The 16,072-nt window shown below is 47.7% G+C and carries 12 protein-coding genes; 1 reads left to right on the forward strand and 11 read right to left on the reverse strand.

Going from position 1 to position 16,072, the window contains the following annotated elements; translation table 11 throughout:
• The first annotated feature begins 70 nt into the window (after window positions 1-70).
• A complete protein-coding gene (argH, locus tag AAE02nite_RS20215; RefSeq protein ID WP_146902205.1) occupies window positions 71-1,405 on the forward strand; it encodes an argininosuccinate lyase in 1,335 nt (444 codons plus the stop codon).
• Window positions 1,406-1,452: 47 nt separating this feature from the next.
• Here argH and AAE02nite_RS20220 read toward each other — a convergent pair whose 3' ends face one another.
• From AAE02nite_RS20220 to AAE02nite_RS20270, 11 genes are all read right to left on the reverse strand, one after another.
• The gene (locus tag AAE02nite_RS20220) at window positions 1,453-2,913 is read right to left on the reverse strand and encodes a glycoside hydrolase 5 family protein (protein ID WP_246151199.1); all 1,461 of its coding nucleotides are present in this window, start codon (window positions 2,911-2,913) and stop codon (window positions 1,453-1,455) included.
• 103 nt (window positions 2,914-3,016) lie between these two features.
• Window positions 3,017-3,838: a TIGR04290 family methyltransferase gene (locus tag AAE02nite_RS20225; RefSeq protein ID WP_146902208.1), complete on the reverse strand. Its 822-nt coding sequence runs from the start codon at window positions 3,836-3,838 to the stop codon at window positions 3,017-3,019.
• 89 nt (window positions 3,839-3,927) lie between these two features.
• Window positions 3,928-5,025, reverse strand: coding sequence for a CgeB family protein (locus AAE02nite_RS20230; protein ID WP_146902211.1), 1,098 nt, complete (start codon window positions 5,023-5,025; stop codon window positions 3,928-3,930).
• Entirely contained in the window at window positions 5,022-6,128 is a 1,107-nt protein-coding gene (locus AAE02nite_RS20235) for a CgeB family protein (RefSeq protein WP_146902215.1), read from the reverse strand. Before AAE02nite_RS20235 ends, AAE02nite_RS20230 begins: the two co-directional genes overlap by 4 nt.
• Entirely contained in the window at window positions 6,118-7,251 is a 1,134-nt protein-coding gene (locus tag AAE02nite_RS20240; RefSeq protein ID WP_146902218.1) for a CgeB family protein, read from the reverse strand. Before AAE02nite_RS20240 ends, AAE02nite_RS20235 begins: the two co-directional genes overlap by 11 nt.
• A 7-nt stretch (window positions 7,252-7,258) precedes the next feature.
• Complete coding sequence (locus tag AAE02nite_RS20245; protein ID WP_246151200.1) at window positions 7,259-8,389, reverse strand: glycosyltransferase family 4 protein; 1,131 nt, start codon at window positions 8,387-8,389, stop codon at window positions 7,259-7,261.
• A complete protein-coding gene (locus tag AAE02nite_RS20250; RefSeq protein WP_146902221.1) occupies window positions 8,379-9,413 on the reverse strand; it encodes a Gfo/Idh/MocA family protein in 1,035 nt (344 codons plus the stop codon). The genes AAE02nite_RS20245 and AAE02nite_RS20250 overlap by 11 nt, the downstream gene beginning before the upstream one ends.
• A 122-nt stretch (window positions 9,414-9,535) precedes the next feature.
• On the reverse strand, window positions 9,536-10,546 hold the full coding sequence (locus AAE02nite_RS20255) for an MDR/zinc-dependent alcohol dehydrogenase-like family protein (protein WP_218033530.1): 1,011 nt from the start codon (window positions 10,544-10,546) through the stop codon (window positions 9,536-9,538).
• Complete coding sequence (locus AAE02nite_RS20260; RefSeq protein WP_146902224.1) at window positions 10,546-12,603, reverse strand: NAD-dependent epimerase/dehydratase family protein; 2,058 nt, start codon at window positions 12,601-12,603, stop codon at window positions 10,546-10,548. Before AAE02nite_RS20260 ends, AAE02nite_RS20255 begins: the two co-directional genes overlap by 1 nt.
• A 37-nt stretch (window positions 12,604-12,640) precedes the next feature.
• Window positions 12,641-13,759 carry an NAD-dependent epimerase/dehydratase family protein gene (locus AAE02nite_RS20265; protein ID WP_146902227.1) on the reverse strand — a complete coding sequence of 373 codons (1,119 nt, stop codon included), beginning with the start codon at window positions 13,757-13,759 and terminating at the stop codon, window positions 12,641-12,643.
• Window positions 13,760-14,580: 821 nt separating this feature from the next.
• The gene (locus tag AAE02nite_RS20270) at window positions 14,581-15,975 is read right to left on the reverse strand and encodes an erythromycin esterase family protein (protein WP_146902230.1); all 1,395 of its coding nucleotides are present in this window, start codon (window positions 15,973-15,975) and stop codon (window positions 14,581-14,583) included.
• Between the last annotated feature and the right edge of the window lie 97 nt (window positions 15,976-16,072).

Consider the following 16,072-nt stretch of genomic DNA (forward strand, 5'->3'; position numbering starts at 1 on the left):
TAATATAACTATTTTTAAACCGATTACTTACAACGTAAAACATACCACGTAATACGTTCAACCTCACAACATGAAACTCTGGCAAAAAGCAACGGCAGTAAAACAGGAAGTAGAAGAATTTACCGTAGGCAAAGACCGCGAACTGGATTTATTTCTGGCGCCTTTTGATGTGCTGGGTTCTCTGGCGCATACCCGCATGTTGCATTCCATTAACCTGATGCCCGCCGAAGACTTAGCATTGGTACAGCGGGAATTAAAGAACATATTCCGGGAGATTCAGGAAGGTAAGTTTACGATTGAAGATGGTGTGGAAGATGTGCATTCGCAGGTGGAGTTGTTGCTCACCCGCCGCATTGGCGAAGCCGGCAAAAAGATTCACAGCGGCCGTTCGCGCAACGATCAGGTGCTGCTGGATCTGAAACTGTTTATCCGAAGCCAGCTTCAGGAAACGGTGGCAGATATCCGGGAACTGTTTTATCAGTTAATATCCCTGAGCGAGGAACATAAAAATAAGCTACTGCCCGGTTATACGCACCTGCAAATTGCCATGCCTTCTTCTTTTGGTTTGTGGTTCGGTGCTTATGCCGAAAGTTTGGTAGATGACCTGATTTTGCTACAGGCAGCTTATAAAATCAGCAATAAAAATCCATTGGGTTCGGCGGCCGGCTATGGTTCTTCTTTCCCGCTTAACCGCCAAATGACCACTGATTTACTTGGTTTTGATGCCTTGAACTACAATGTGGTTTACGCCCAGATGGGCCGCGGCAAAACGGAACGGAACGTGAGCAGCGCTTTAGCCTCGGTGGCCGGCACCTTAGCGAAGTTGGCCATGGACGCCTGCCTGTACATGAACCAGAACTTTGGCTTTATTTCCCTGCCCGAAGAACTAACCACCGGCTCCAGCATAATGCCGCACAAAAAAAATCCGGACGTATTCGAAATTATCCGGGGTAAGTGCAACAAGCTACAAGCTTTACCCAACGAGATCGCCCTTATTACGACCAACCTTCCTTCGGGCTATCACCGCGATCTGCAGGTGGTAAAAGAGAGCTTTTTACCGGCCTTCCGGGAATTACAAAGCTGCCTCCGCATGATGACGTACATGCTCAAAAATATTATTGTAAAAGAAAACATTCTGCAAGATAAAAAGTACAGTTACCTGTTTAGCGTAGAGGCGGTAAATAATGAAGTGCTGCAAGGCGTACCTTTCCGGGAAGCATACAAGAATGTAGGCGGCGCTATTGCCAACGGTACATTTGTGGCCCCGGATGCGGTTAACCACACACATGAAGGCAGCATTGGCAACCTGAATAATGATAATATTATTGTATTAATGAACCAGGTAATGCAGGATTTTAATTTTCAGCAGGTAATAAAAGCCCAAAACGAACTGATAGCAGATTAACTGCTATCAGTTCGTTTTAGCTACTTTCAATTCCGCATTAATACTCATCAAATTTTAACCACCGCCAAAGCTATATCGGCTTCTATTTCAACTTCTAGTAGCGTTAAGTAATCAGCATTATTATTTTCTACTAATTGCCGCCTGGTTTCTATTCCCTGGCTGGTATTCCAGAAATAAACCATATAATTTCCTGCTTCCAGTCCGGGTATTTTAATCTCTACCTTCTCCGGGTTGCTTGGCTTGGCCACCATCCCGATTTTAAGTTTTTCTTTCCGAAGCAGCCATACAATGGCCTGGCGTGTATCGCCGCACCCAAAAACGGCCAGTGCAGGTGAGGAAACCTGTATTTCGTGGTTTAAATTGTTCCGGCGGAAATTTACCCAATTAATGTAGCGCATAAAACCGGCCAGGTGTTGCTGCGCCACGCGCATACCAGGGGTGAGCGTATGCGGGTGCCGGTTAGGCCAGCGCATGCCGCCGCCAGCTCCCCCGGAAGCCAGATGCGCCCATTGAATATGCCGGAAATATTCATCGTCAAATGGTGCGGGCAAGGTGCGGTGCAAATCTTTAAAAGCATGAATCGGTCCGTGTTCGCTGTCGAAAAATGGTTTCGGCTTCTGAATATGGTCGATGGCCTCGCGGATTAAAGCGCCGGTACAAATAGCCGGGGCAATGGTATCCTTGGGGTGGTTGATGGTTTTGGCATCGTAAAAATGGGTCGTGGCAAAATCGAGTTGCGGGTGACGGAAAATTACGTCGGCTACATCCGGATGCTCCTGCAGCACGGGACCAAATAAAGAAACGGTTTGCAGGTGCGTTTTACCGTACAAGCGGGTTTCGGTTTCCCGTAAATGCGTGCTTAGCTCATTAATAAAATTATAGAAGCCATCGGTGGAGTTTCCCGCATGGGCCGGGTGAATTTCGTTCCAGATATCCCAGGCAAATAAAGCGCCGCTCCCGCCCCAGCGCTTGGCCGCAAACGTTAACCGGCCTTTTATAGCAGCTAACGTATCCGGGCAAAGCACCCATTTCGAGCGACTTTTACAGGGCCCACCCTGCGCTTTATTGTATGGGTGGTGTTTCCACCGAATCCACATCCAGAAAGTATCGTAGGGCGTTAGTAAAATACGTAAGCCATGTTTTTCGCACAAGGCGAATAAATCGTCCCAAAGCTTTACCATATTAGGCTGAAACTTACCAACCGGCCGTTCTATGTACCGGTTTTCGGTCTGACAATATTCCAGCATAAACCGCAAACAAGTTACGCCGTGCGCGGCCAGGTAAACCAGGTGTTCTTCTACAGCGGCCATATTTTTACGCCGGAACAAACCCGCAAATTCAGGCCAGGTAATCGCATCATTCTGTCCAATGGGCGTCCAGGGGGTTCCTTCTTCGGTAATAAAATAAGGACTATCGGGCGATACCTGAATCCAGGGTAAACCGGCCTGCTTTTTTTCCAACTCCTCCTTAACTACTGCGTAGCCGGGTTCCAAATCCTTCAATAACATAAAACTGAAAAACTAAATATTCTTAATCTTTAATCAAGCAATACAAGGCAGCTATTTAATCTTACCCGGATTAAATAGCTGCCTAAAAAATTCAAATAATGAATCAGCGGGTTAATGTGCGGTTCTTGTTTTCGACTTTAGCTTCCACTTCCTGCGACCAGTTTTGCCCGGTAGCCGATAAATATTCGGATTTGTTCCAGGTATGAACCGGGTTTTGGCTAGTTGGGTCCGGCACACAGAGGTAAATTTCGTGAGCGGGCTGCCCGGTAATTTTAAGGCCGCAGGATTCGAGCATTCCTACAATACAGGCGTGGTTGGGTGCCCACCAATTGGTCACATCGCCGGCTAACCGGTGCTGAATAAAAGCCATAACGGGCCAGCCCGGTTCCAACATTTTTTCGCGGTCGTTAATATCCAAATCTTTGGGTATCTCCAGCTTCTCCTCGCCCGGCATGGTCAGGGTCTGAAACACCATTAGTTTCTTTAATTTTTGGGTTAGAATATCGAGCGAAAGCAGCGGATAACGCAAATGATACAGCACGCCCATGTACCAGATTAAATCAAACTCCTGGTCCAGTTGGGCCACATCGTAAACCTGCATCTGCCGGAAATCTATCCGGTTTTCAAAACCAAACTGCCTGGCCACCCATTCGGCTTGCCGGAGGTAATGCGGATCCACGTCGATGCCTAACACCTGGGCACCTCTTTTCGCCAGTTCAATGGTATAATAGCCGGCATTACATCCTACATCCAGCACCCGCCACCCCGTTAAATCAGTTGGAATATACGGGGCGATATCCTGCCATTTAAAGGCCGGAAAATCACCGAAAGCATGGTTGGGTGCGGTTTGGGTGCCATCGGGTAAATGAATATTATGAAACCAGGGACCTAATTGTTCAATTTCCTGCCGGGTTGTGTCTTTCATGAATATTTTTTTGGATTTATAAATAAAAGGCAGAAGTTATACCTGCACTTTGCAAAACAGGTTTTACTTCTGCCCCTTTTGGGTAATATTTAGTTTTTTATACTAAGCGCTCCTTGCAGTTCCCGTACGTAGTTTTCTACTTCCAATGCCCGGTGGGCAGCGGTATGGTGCGCTAAAACTTTTTGCCGGGCTTTTTCGCCTATGGTTTGGCGTTCGGTTTCGAAAATATCCTGTAAATAACTTAAAGTTTCCTGCGCACTCCGGGAGATTAATATTTCGGAACCGAAGGTAAATAAAGTATTCAGGCCATCCCAATAATCGCTGATAATTGGTGTGCCACAGGCGGCAGCTTCAAATAAACGTACACTCGGCGAATAGCCGGCCAGAATCATATCCTGCCGGGTAATATTTTGGGTAAACCGCTGCTGGTTATAAAACTGCCGATGCTCGGCGGGCGGCAAATGATGAATATATTGCGTGTTGGCCGGCCATTGCACCGAAGCCGGATACTGCGGACCAGCCACTACAAATTTCCCTTTGGGCCACTGTCGGGCGGCATCCAGCATCAGCTTTTCTAAGGGTGGCTGCCGATCATCGCTGTAAGTACCCAGGTAACCTAAATCCCATTGAATTTCCTGTTCTTCCGGGTAATACAATTCCGGATCGAAAGAGCAATAAAGCGGCCGGGCCATCGGCGAACCAAATTCTTTTTCTAAAACTTCCAACGTGGGGCCACCGGTAAAAGATAAATACAAGTCGTACTGCGGAATTAAGCTGGGATGCAGGTACTCGTAATCTTCGCGCCGGAGTTTGGCCAGCGTAACGGGTGTATCGATATCGTAAAAAGCTTTAATGCCTTGGGCCGTTTGATTAACCCACTGCCCTACCGTTACGCCTTCCGGCACGTAAGAACCCACAATCACCAAATCGGCATCGCGTACTTGTTCGGTAAACCGCGCTTTTAAATCTTCGAGTGATTGGTATAGTTCCGTGGTGCAATATTCCGAGTTAACCAGGTCCCGGTTAGAAGCGTACCAGGGTACATCGCGTTCCAGAAATAATACCTGGTGCCCGCGGGCAGCCAGTTCCCGCACCAATCCCCGGAAGGTAGTAGCGTGCCCATTTCCCCAGGAAGAAGTAATGGATAAGCCCAGGATAACAATATTTAAAGGATTACTTTGGGTCATACCAGTTCCTCCGGACGTTTGGCGATTTTAGTGTATAACAGCTTTTCCAGTTGGTCCGCGCGGTGGTCGTAGGTATGCGCAGCCAGCACTTTTCTGTAAGCCGCTTGGCCAATGGCTTTGGCTTTTTCATCGGTAAGTTCGGCCATAATTTGCGCTACTTCCTCCCCATCGCGGGCCACTAATATTTCGGTATCCGGCTGAAAGAAAAAGTCGATACCTTCCCAGTAGTCGGTTATAATACAGGCGGCGGCGCCGGCCGCTTCAAATACCCGGGTGGCCGGCGAAAAACCATAACGGGCCATGCTTTCGCGGCTAATATTTAAAACGGCTTTGGGCGTACAGTTAAAGGCATTGTGATCCTGGGTATACACGTGGCCAATGTAATTAATATTACTACTCATGGGTTTATCTCCCCAGCCACTGCCACCAATTATAAATTTGTTTCCCGGCAATTGAGCGGCAACATTCAGAAAAAATTGTTCTACGCGGGCTTCGCGGTCGGGCAAGCGGTTGCCCAAAAAAGCCAGATCGCAGGTAAAACGCGGATTGGGTTCTAACGGAAAATGGGTAGCGGTATCGAGGGCGTTATAAATCGGCACACATTGTCGCGCACCCAACGCTTCGTAAGCCTGTACTACAGGGTCGCCGCCGCCGTAAGTTAATATTAAATCGTACTGCGGAATAAGCGGCCGGAAAGGATCCTGCGGATTATGCTGTACCCTGTCTAAAGTGGCCGGGGCATCCACATCCCAGAATACCACCATCCGCTCGGGCGTTTGCAACTTCAGCACCTCGGCTTCCAAGAGTTCATCAAATACCCCTACCCCGCTGGCTTTTACCACTAAGTCGGCATCGGTAGCCTTTTCCAGCACTTTATAAACGGCTTCTTCGGTGGCCGGGTAAACCACTACTTTGGCCCAATCGGGATCGGGTATGTCGCGATGTTCCTGCCGCTGATAAGCATCCGGTTCGTAAAAAGTGACCTGGTGCCCCCGTGCATGTAACGCCCGCACCATACCGCGGTAATAAGTAGCTGCCCCATTCCAATATGCCGAAACCAGGCTGGAGCCGAAAAAAGCAATTTTCAGTTTTTTATTTTTCATCCGTAATTTCTGCGTTTAAGTAGATTTTGGAGTTAACTATACCCAATTCAGAACAAACCTGCTCCAACTCGTTTACCCGGTGGCGGCACGTGTGGCGCTGCCGGATGGTCTGTAAGCCATGCTGCACTAGTTCTTCGGCTATTTCGGGTTCGTTTATTATAGCACGGAGGTGTTTTTTCATTTCTTCGCCGTTTTGGGCAACCAGAAAATCCTTGCCGGGGGTAAATAAGTTTTCGGCATCTTCCCAGGGGGAGGATATCAGCGGAATGCCGCAGCTAAGGGCTTCGAACGGGCGAATCGTAGGAATACCGGGTAAAGCTTCGACGTAAGGCCGGCGCGGCACGTGCACCGTAACTTTGTATTTGGCGAAAACTTCGGGGGCCTTGTAATTGGGCAGCCAGCCGCCGTATTCAATACCCGCCTCGGCCAGCGATTTTAGCGCGTGTTGCGGGTAGCGCACGCCGTATATTTTCGCTTTCAGGCCTAGTTCCTTTACCGGGTTTATCAAAAATTCGTGGAGTTCAGCGGTCCGCTCTTCGTCGCCCCAGTTGCCCACCCAAACCAAATCACCTTCCAGCTCACCTTTTTCGTGCGGGTAAAACACCGAATCATCAGCGGCTTCGTGCCAGGTCCAGGCTTTTCGGGTCCAGTTTTCTTTCAAATATATTTGCCGGATTACCTCGCCAAAGGCCAACACGCCATCGTAATGCTGCAAATCGTACTGCGCCATGCTGGCTTTTTCGGTTACGGCGCGGTGGTGGGTATCGTGGAAAATTAATTTATAATCCTTATTTATATGGTGCTGCCCTATTCTTTTAACCAAATCGTGGTCGTTCCATTCGTGCACCAGCACCAAATCGGCACCTGCTAAAACTGCATCCAGGTTCAGGCTTTCCAGGTTATAAAAGTTAGTTTCCAGGCCTGGATAATATTCCTGTAGTTCCTGGATTTTTTCTTCTCCGTAATCCTTAACAAGGTTTTGCAAACTCCAGCCCTGCTCCGGTTCAAACATCTGCACTTCGTGGCCGCGCTGCTTTAATTCCTGCACAATGCCCCGCAAAAAATGCGCGTTCCCGTGGTTCCAGTCCGACAGCAGGGAATGGTAAAACATTACTATTTTCATAGTTTTTTCAGCTAAATATTTCTTCTGATGATTGTTGGTGGATGGTTGCGGTTTGTAACAGGTGGTAAGCCCGCCGATAATCGTAAGCCGTTTGTTTCGTGCTGTAACCCAAACCTTGTTGCATGGCCCGGAAACTCATTATGTTCCGGATAAATTCATCCTGAATTAATTTAGAAATAGCCGTGGTTAAATCACCGGCATTATCAGTATTCACGTAAGTAGCCGCAGTTCCCCAGATTTCCCGCTGGGTAGGTATATCGCCCACCACCAAGGCACAACCCGATAAAGCAGCCTCCAGAATGGCTAAACCAAATGGTTCGTATTTAACCGGCAAACAAAATATGGCTGCCCGGCTTAACCAGTCTATTATTTCGGATTCGGAGAGAACCCCTAAAAAGTGGACGTTGGGCAACTCCAGAATGTGGCCAGTTACGGGGTGGCGGGCATCGCCGGCAATATACACCGGCCAGTCTAAATTAGCGCCGGCTTGGGCTAGTAAGGAAATATTTTTAGCCTCGTCCCATACCCGGCCCATGCTAAACACAAAAGGCTCTTTGTGCGCGTATTTAAACTTAGCCGTATCCTGCCCATTATAAATTACCTGGCTTTGCTGAAATGGCCCGTACAATTCCCGGGCTTCCTGCAGCATGGCGGCGGTTGGCGCTATTACCAGGTCGGCCGCTTGCAAGCCCTCGGCCACTACTTTCTGGTATTTAGCCCAATCAGCCGGCGCGGTTTTCCCTTTTACCGCCTGCCACCATGAACTTACGCACGAATGCACCACCATCACCACCGGTTTGCCCCAATTCAGGTTACCATGGCAGAAATTATTCAGGTGAATAATATCGGGTTGAAATTCCTGGTTTATTTGCAACAACCAGTCTCCGGCTGCTTTTAAATCTTCCCAGGGGTTATCCATCCATTCCAGTTTGTAGTTGCTTTCGTAAAGGGTTACCTGGGGCAAAGCGGCTACTTGTTCCCGCTGCCGAAAGCTTAGGTTATGTCCCATGGTAGCCAGCGCCACCTGCATGCCAAAGGGTTCCAGCGCTTTAATTAATTCTAATGTGTAAGTCCAGACACCGCCCATTGTATCGGCGGTCATGAGTATCCGGGAAGGCATTCTTTTTTTATTTTCCATAAATTTTATCTAGTACGGCGGCCACTTTTACAAATTCTTCCGCTTCCGGGCTAAATTTTTCGCCGGCTGCAACCCGGTTGGCCCAAGCAACGCCGGCCCGGCCAGACCAATCGTCGGGTGGCGCAGTAAGCGTTTCGGTGCGGGTGCCATAAAATCGTTCGGCCACAAAATCGTAAAAAGAGCCGTTGATGTTTTTAAAGGCGACTCCGCCTTGGGTACCGTAAAATACCGCGCTAATAATGGCTTCCTGCCCGGCTGGTAAATTCCAGGAACAACTTAAAGAAACGTGGGCGCCATTGGCTAAGCCAATACTAGCATTGGCGTAATCTTCTACCATATCCTGGGAATTAGCCAGGCGTTGGCCTTTAGAGAACAAGCTACTGGTTACTTTTTCAACTTCGGGGAAGTTTAAAGTCCACAAGGCTAAATCTACGAGGTGAACTCCCAAATCTATCACACAGCCACCGCCCGATAATTTAGGATCGTAAAACCAGGGTTTGTCGGGCCCATAAGCATTATGGAAGGTAAGCTCGACGGCATAAATATTCCCCAACTCCCCGGATTGCACCACCTGGTATATCGCTTGCATGGCTTGGGTGTAGCGATAAGATAAATCAACGCCTAGTAACTTATCTGCTGCGCGGGCGGCTTCCACCACCTGTCTGGTTTCTTCTAAATTCCGGCCCAGCGGCTTCTGGCAAAATACAGCTTTATTGGCTTGCAGCGCCTGAATGCTTTGCTCCGCGTGAAATGCGCTGGGCGTAGCAATCACCACACCATCGGTATCGTCGGTAAGCATGTCGGTTAAGGTGGCTACGGATTGGGCTTGAGGCGCTGCTAGCAGGGCAGCCTCAGTATTCTGCGGTACTGTATCAGCAATGTAGGTAATTTCAGCGGCCTGGTGATTTGCCATCACTTCCATCCGGTTGCGGCCAATCCAGCCTACACCCAAAAACCCCAAGCGGGGCTTTTTATTCTCTGATTCGGTATTAATATTATTTTGGAGTAATAGTTCTTCGGGCATTAGTTAATATTCTGGTTTACAGTTTCACCTGGCATTTATTATTTCTGAACTTTAATAAACAAGCCGGATGCGCGTAGCAAACAGCTAATTTTAAATGCTGGCGGAAACCTCTTTAAATGATTCTAAAATTTAACCAGCGCTTTCATAAACCCATCCGGGCGGCTATTCAGCAATTGGAAAGCTTCGGCCATATTTTCCAACGGAAATTCGTGGGTATACAAGGGTTGCGGAGTCAGGCGACCAGTTATAACGGCTTTTACTGCTTCGGAAATGCCGCTTAAATAAATTTTAGGGTCGCGCTCGTGGGCGTTAATTACATCCAGGCCCCGCCAGTTCCAAAGCTGCACGTTAACCGAACGCATGCCATCCTGGTGGAAGCCGGCAATGATCAGTTTACCCCGTTCGGCCGTTAACTCGCCGGCCAGGTTTAAAGGCCATTCTTTTCCGGTGCACTCAATTACCCGCTCGCAGAAATTGCCGCCGGTCAGGTTTTTCACTTTCTCGATGATTTGGTAATGGTCGTCCAGTTTTACTAATTTATCGGTACCGGCCTCGTTGGCAATATTTAAGGAATAATCCCGCTGGGAAAGGGCAATAACGCGGGCTCCCGCTTCTTTGGCCAACTGCACCAGCAAAGCGCCTAAAAACCCGATGCCCAGGATGGCTACGGTGTGCCCGGCCTGAATATCGGAACGTTTGAAAATATTAATGGCACAACCCAAAGGCTCACCAGGAAAAGGAACGCCGGCTAAAACCTCGGGTATCTGTACCACCGCATCCGCTTCGGCTAAATCGTACTCGGCGTAAGCGTTGTAAGAAAGCGCTGCTACCCGGTCGCCAACTTTTACTGTTTTTACCTCAGTTCCTACCGCATCCACTACGCCCCAGCCTTCGTGACCGGGATTGCCGGCCGGAATTGGATAACTAAACCATTCCCGACCTTGCCATACCGGTATGTTGGAGGCGCATAAGCCGCAGCCTTCCATTTTTATCCGGACTTGCGTAGGGCCTGGTTCGGGTAAAGGTACTTCTTGTATTTCTACGGTTCCGGGGGCGGTAATTACCGCTGCCCGCATGGTATTTACTTTTGTTCTTTTGGTTTCGGTTGTTTCGGCTACTAAATCCGGGTTCATCAGGCTAAAGCTACTTTGGTGTTAATGTTTTCTTCTACTATGGAAAAATCGGCGGGTAAATCCAGGCCGCGGGCGGCGCAAAGCCAGCGGTAGAGTTTAGAAACGCCTTCCTGCACTGAGTGCTTCGGATACCAGCCGGTGGCTTTGCGGAATTTCCGGATATCCGATACATAATAATGCTGGTCGCCGGGCCGCCAGTTATCAAAATTCAGCGGAATTTTATGCCCCTGGAACTCTCCAATGGTGGCGAGTAATTCTAATAAACTGGTGGTATTTTCCGGTCCGCCGCCGATATTAAAGGCTTGGCCTGATATTTTAGGCATGTGTTTTTGCGCCAGCAGGAAAGCATCTACCAAATCTTCTACAAACAACACATCGCGCACTTGTTTACCGTCGCCGTAAATACTAATGGGTTTATGTTCGATGGCCCGAATGGCAAAATGGGCTACCCAGCCCTGGTCTTCGGTACCATATTGGTGTGGCCCGTAAATACAACTCATCCGGAATACCACCGCCTGGATGCCATAGGTACGGGCATAATCAATTACGTACTGGTCGGCGGCGCCTTTGGAACAGCCGTAAGGGCTATGAAAATCAAGCGGACGTGCTTCCGAAATGCCATTCTTCAGAATATTTTTATCCGAAGGGTTATAGCGGCTGCCGTTGGAGATAAACTGCAAATCTTCCAGACCGCCGTAAACTTTGTTTGTAGAGGTAAATACTAAGGGAGGCGGATTATCCTGGGCTCGGATGGCTTCGAGTACGTTTACAATGCCGCGGGCATTAATTTCAAAATCGTTTATCGGAAAATCCAGCGAGGTTGTAACGGCTACCTGGGCCGCAAAGTGAAATACTTCATTCGCATTTTTCATGAGCATTTTCACCACCTGCAAATTCCTGATATCTGCTACACACACCTCCAGCCGGTCGCCGTAATTATCCTCCAGCCATTGCAGGTTCTGCTCTACACCTGCCCGGGACAAATTATCCAGGATTAAAACTCTTTTTCCTTCTTCGAGCAGACGCTTGGCCAGGTTAGTGCCCACAAAACCAGCCCCGCCGGTAATTAATGAATATTTTTCGTCGGAATTAAAATAAGTTTTACGCCGGATGCAGGTAAATTTACCTATCCCAGGCAAACCGTGCTCGGCCCATAACCGGTACAATAATTTGGGGCTGCCGTCCGCGCCTTTTAAACCAAAGCAATATTTCCGCTCATCTGTATAATTATTTTCCCCAAGAAATTCCGGGCTGCCATCCTGTACATTAGACCAGTAAACCTTTGCTACATCGGCCTCAAGCACCCGCCGGAATTCCTCTAGTTGTTTGTATTCATCGTGCTGCCACGTAGAAAAACCGGCTTCGGTAATCCAGATTTCAGCATTACTGTTATTGGCCTGCAACACTTCCCGTACTTTATCTATATTTTCCGCCCAGCCTTCCCACTGCTGATCGTACACTTCCGGAAAGCCATGTATGCCAACAGCATCAATATTTATCAGAGCTCCTTTCTGGAATAGCAACTGTAACCAATTAGGGTCTACCGGACGCATGCCTCCCAACAGAATTTTCTTACCGCACTGTTTGGCCAAGGCCGCCGCAACGCTTATCATTTCGGTAAAAGCCGAAAAAGATTTATCGAGGGTGTAATCGTAGGTGGCTTTTTGGTTTGGCTCGTTCCACAGCTCAACCCAATCAAAATATGCACCTAAATCCGTAATAATATTGCTCAGAAAATCGGCAAAAGCATTTGGGTTAATCAACGGTGAGCTGGTACGTGGGGCTACTCCCAGTTCGGCTGGTGTACCCAGGAAACAAGGTAATAAGTTAATTTCTTTTGCCAGCCGTGGAATTAACCAATTGTACCAATCTTTACCATTAACTGTTTCGTATTCGGCCCAGGATATCTGGGTTCGAAGGTCCTTCACGCTTAATATTTTTAAATCGGCCAGTACCTTCTCTACGCCGGCATAATCGCCTAGCCGAAAATTCTGAACTAACCCGATGGTAGGTTGCCGGTCTATTTGTGTGTTTTTATGGTTTAGTGTCTCTGACATGGTAGTATCTTTATAAATGATTAACAGTAATGACGCATTAAACCGTCAGGCCCCGGGCCGCTAATTCGGCACTGGCCTCATTTACCCGGTCGTAAGCAATCTGGCCTTCCAGCCATTCTGCCATTTCGGATAAACCACTGTTAAAATCTACCTGCGGATAAAAACCAAGTATTTTCTGAGCCAAAGAAATATCGGCATAACAATGCCGGATATCGCCTACCCGGTACTTGCCGGTAATCTGCGGCTTCAGGTGCCCTTTGTTAATTACCTGGGCCAGCCTTTCGGCTATTTCGGTAATGGTGTAATTATTGCCACTGCCTACATTAAATACCTGACCATCCGCTTCGGAGGTTTCCAGCGCCAGCCGACAAGCCAATGCCACATCCCGTACATGCACAAAGTCGCGTTGCTGGTTGCCATCTTCAAAAATCATAGGCGGGTTATCGTTCAGGAACCGGGAAGCAAATATGGCCAGCACCCCAGTATAAGGGTTAGATAAAGCCTGGCGGGTGCCGTACACGTTAAAGAACCGCATAGCTACCGTCGGAATATTATAGGCCCGGCCCACTATTAAACTCATCCGTTCCTGGTCGTATTTAGATAAGGCGTAAACCGATGAAAGGCACGGTGTTTTGGATTCGGAGGTTGGTACTGGCTGCAACTCTTTGCCGTTTTCATCGCGCACTTCCCACTGGCCGGTTTTTAACTGTTCCAGAGGCCGCTCCGAGGCAATAACCGGTTTGCCCGCGGCATTCTGGTACAAACCTTCCCCGTAAATGCTCATGCTGGAGGCCACCACCAGTTTCTGAACCGGGTTTTTAGCCAATGCTTCGAGCAGAACCGCCGTACCAGTATTATTGACATCGGTGTACTCTTTAATTTCGTACATGCTTTGGCCTACGCCTACCATAGCGGCCAGATGAAATACCGCCTCTACGCCTGCCAACGCCCGCTCTACCATTTTTTTATCCCGCACATCGCCCACCATTAACTCTACTTCGGGGTTCAGGTAATCCGGACGTTCGCAATTTTTGCCATGCACTTGCTCCGAGAGGTTGTCCAGGGCCCGAACTTCATAACCAAAATTAAGTAATTCATCAGCTAAGTGGGATCCGATAAACCCTGCTCCGCCGGTAATTAACACTTTCTTCTTCATGGTTTTATGTCGATATAATCTGATTTTAATGGTTTTGTGGTTGGAAACAATTATTTAAATAAAAGTTTACGTTATTCGCCAGCCAACTCACAAATGGTACCGCTTCGATCATAACGGCTAGTTAAGATTTATGGAAAGCGGATACTTTTTACTAAACGCAGTATCACAGGCTGTTGTCTGACTCTTTTGGGCCAGAAGCAAATTTTGTTTTTAGCCGCCTTAATGCTGCAGGGGAAAGAAGAATTGCTAGACGCTGCACCAGCATTGGGAACCACCGATGCTAATCCGGTAAAAAGCCGGGAGTTGTTACCTTTTTTATTAACTATTAACCCGCCACCGGAATATTCTCCGGCAATAAAGGCTTTTCGGCCCGCGATGGTATGTAATTTAGGCGTTCTCAATAAGCAATTCCGATAGCCATATAGCTATATTCCTGAATTATCCCCCTAAACGTAAAACAAGTTAAGGGGTTATAGAAGAAGAAGCTTCGATATTACAATACTAAGATATATAACTTTATACTTCTTTAATTTGTTACATAATATTTCCTTGATTATAAATTATTTACATTAAAAATAAAAATATAATCCAAAAACTTTAAAAAAGCAAAATAAAGAATAAGTAAGTATTTATAACCTATAAATACGTATATTTAACAAAAGCTAAACTGTCGGTTATTATCACGTTTCAGCTTTAAGCAAGATCATTTTTCTTATCTAATTGCTCCCGGAAAATCTACTTCCTACCCTTGTAACTTAATTTAATATAGTATTAATAAACAAAGATGCTACTTCTCTGTACCCAGAAGTAGCATCTTTGTTCTAGAAGTTATTAGACCGCTGCATACCCGGGTTTAGGTCCGGGGCTTTTTGCCGGGTAGCCGGCACATTTAACGGCTGCAATGCTTTCGTTTGGTCGATGAAAATAAAGGAATCGTATCGTTCCGGCAGGTTGGTTGGCACATAATTGCCCGCTTCATTAGCCGGACTATACTGTACGCCTATGGCACGGTGACCGCGGTTTTGGGTTAACTCAGGAATATTCCGCCAGGCTTTTAGGTTAATAATTTTGTTCGGTGGCGCAATTTCGTGGAGGATTGCTTCCCAGGAACCGGCTTGGGATTTTGGAACCGACATAGAAGTTATGGCGCCACCCCAGTTGTTAGCGGCAATGACAGAGCCGGTATAGGTACCAAAACCTACAATGTGAACGCCCAGATTGGCGTGTTGCTCACGTACTAATTGCCCTACATTAACCATACCACTAGGGGCCATATCGGTAAAACGGGCATCTCCCACGTGCGTATTATGTTCCCACACAATTATTTTGGCATTAGCTCCCTGGTGCTCTATTAGTCGGTTAATGGTACTGGCCATGTGCTTATCCCGCACATTCCAGGATTCCGTATCGCTAAAAACCATGTTTCGGTAATAATTTTCACCGCTCAGGGCGGCCATAGCATTTTGCACTGCATTAAAAGCCCCCTCGTGCCCGGCGGGCAGTTGTGCTGCCCGGTTCTGAACTGCGGCTAGTAATTGCTCAAGGGCGGTGCGGCAGCCATCTCCGCGAAGGGTTGCCTGGGCGTAAACCTGTTCTTCGGCGTGACCAGCCAGGCAAGCTTGCGCACTTCGAGCAGCCTGTCGGGTAGCTTCATCTGCTTCCGTAAATTCATTCATAATTGCATCAACCGATTCCCACATGCTATATACATCTAGCCCGTAGAAACCGACCTGCTGGGCTGCTGATATATTTTGATTGTGGGTCCGGAGCCAGGTAGCTAAATTAGCTATTTCCTGGTTAGCCCACATCCAGGTAGGCCACCGGTTGAATTTTCGCAAGGCTTCGGCTGCCGAACCGGCGGCACTATTTCCTCTAATATATTGATTAAGCTGGTAAGCTGCCGGCCAGTCGCCTTCTACCGCAATAATTGTAAAGCCTTTTTCCTGAATGAGGCGCTTAGAAATAGCGGCCCGCCAGGTGTAAAATTCAGAGGTACCGTGCGAAGCCTCCCCCAGCAAAACGTAACGCGCATTACCTATTTGGTTTAGCAACGGATCCAGATCGGCTTCGGTTTCCAGCTTAGAGATACTATTTTCCGGAATATTCAGCCCATTTGCTGTTCCAGTTGGCTGAGCATTCTCTTCTTTATCGCCACTACAGCCAACCAGAACATAAAATAGCAAAATATATATTTTTAAATGCAATGCTTTCTTCATCACTTTTTCCTCCTTCACCGCCTCAATGCAAATAAAAAATTTCAAAAAATAAATAGCCTCCAACTAACTTTTCCTGCTTAAACAAAGCAGAAAACAG

The organism is Adhaeribacter aerolatus, from assembly GCF_007991635.1.
Taxonomy (GTDB): domain Bacteria; phylum Bacteroidota; class Bacteroidia; order Cytophagales; family Hymenobacteraceae; genus Adhaeribacter; species Adhaeribacter aerolatus.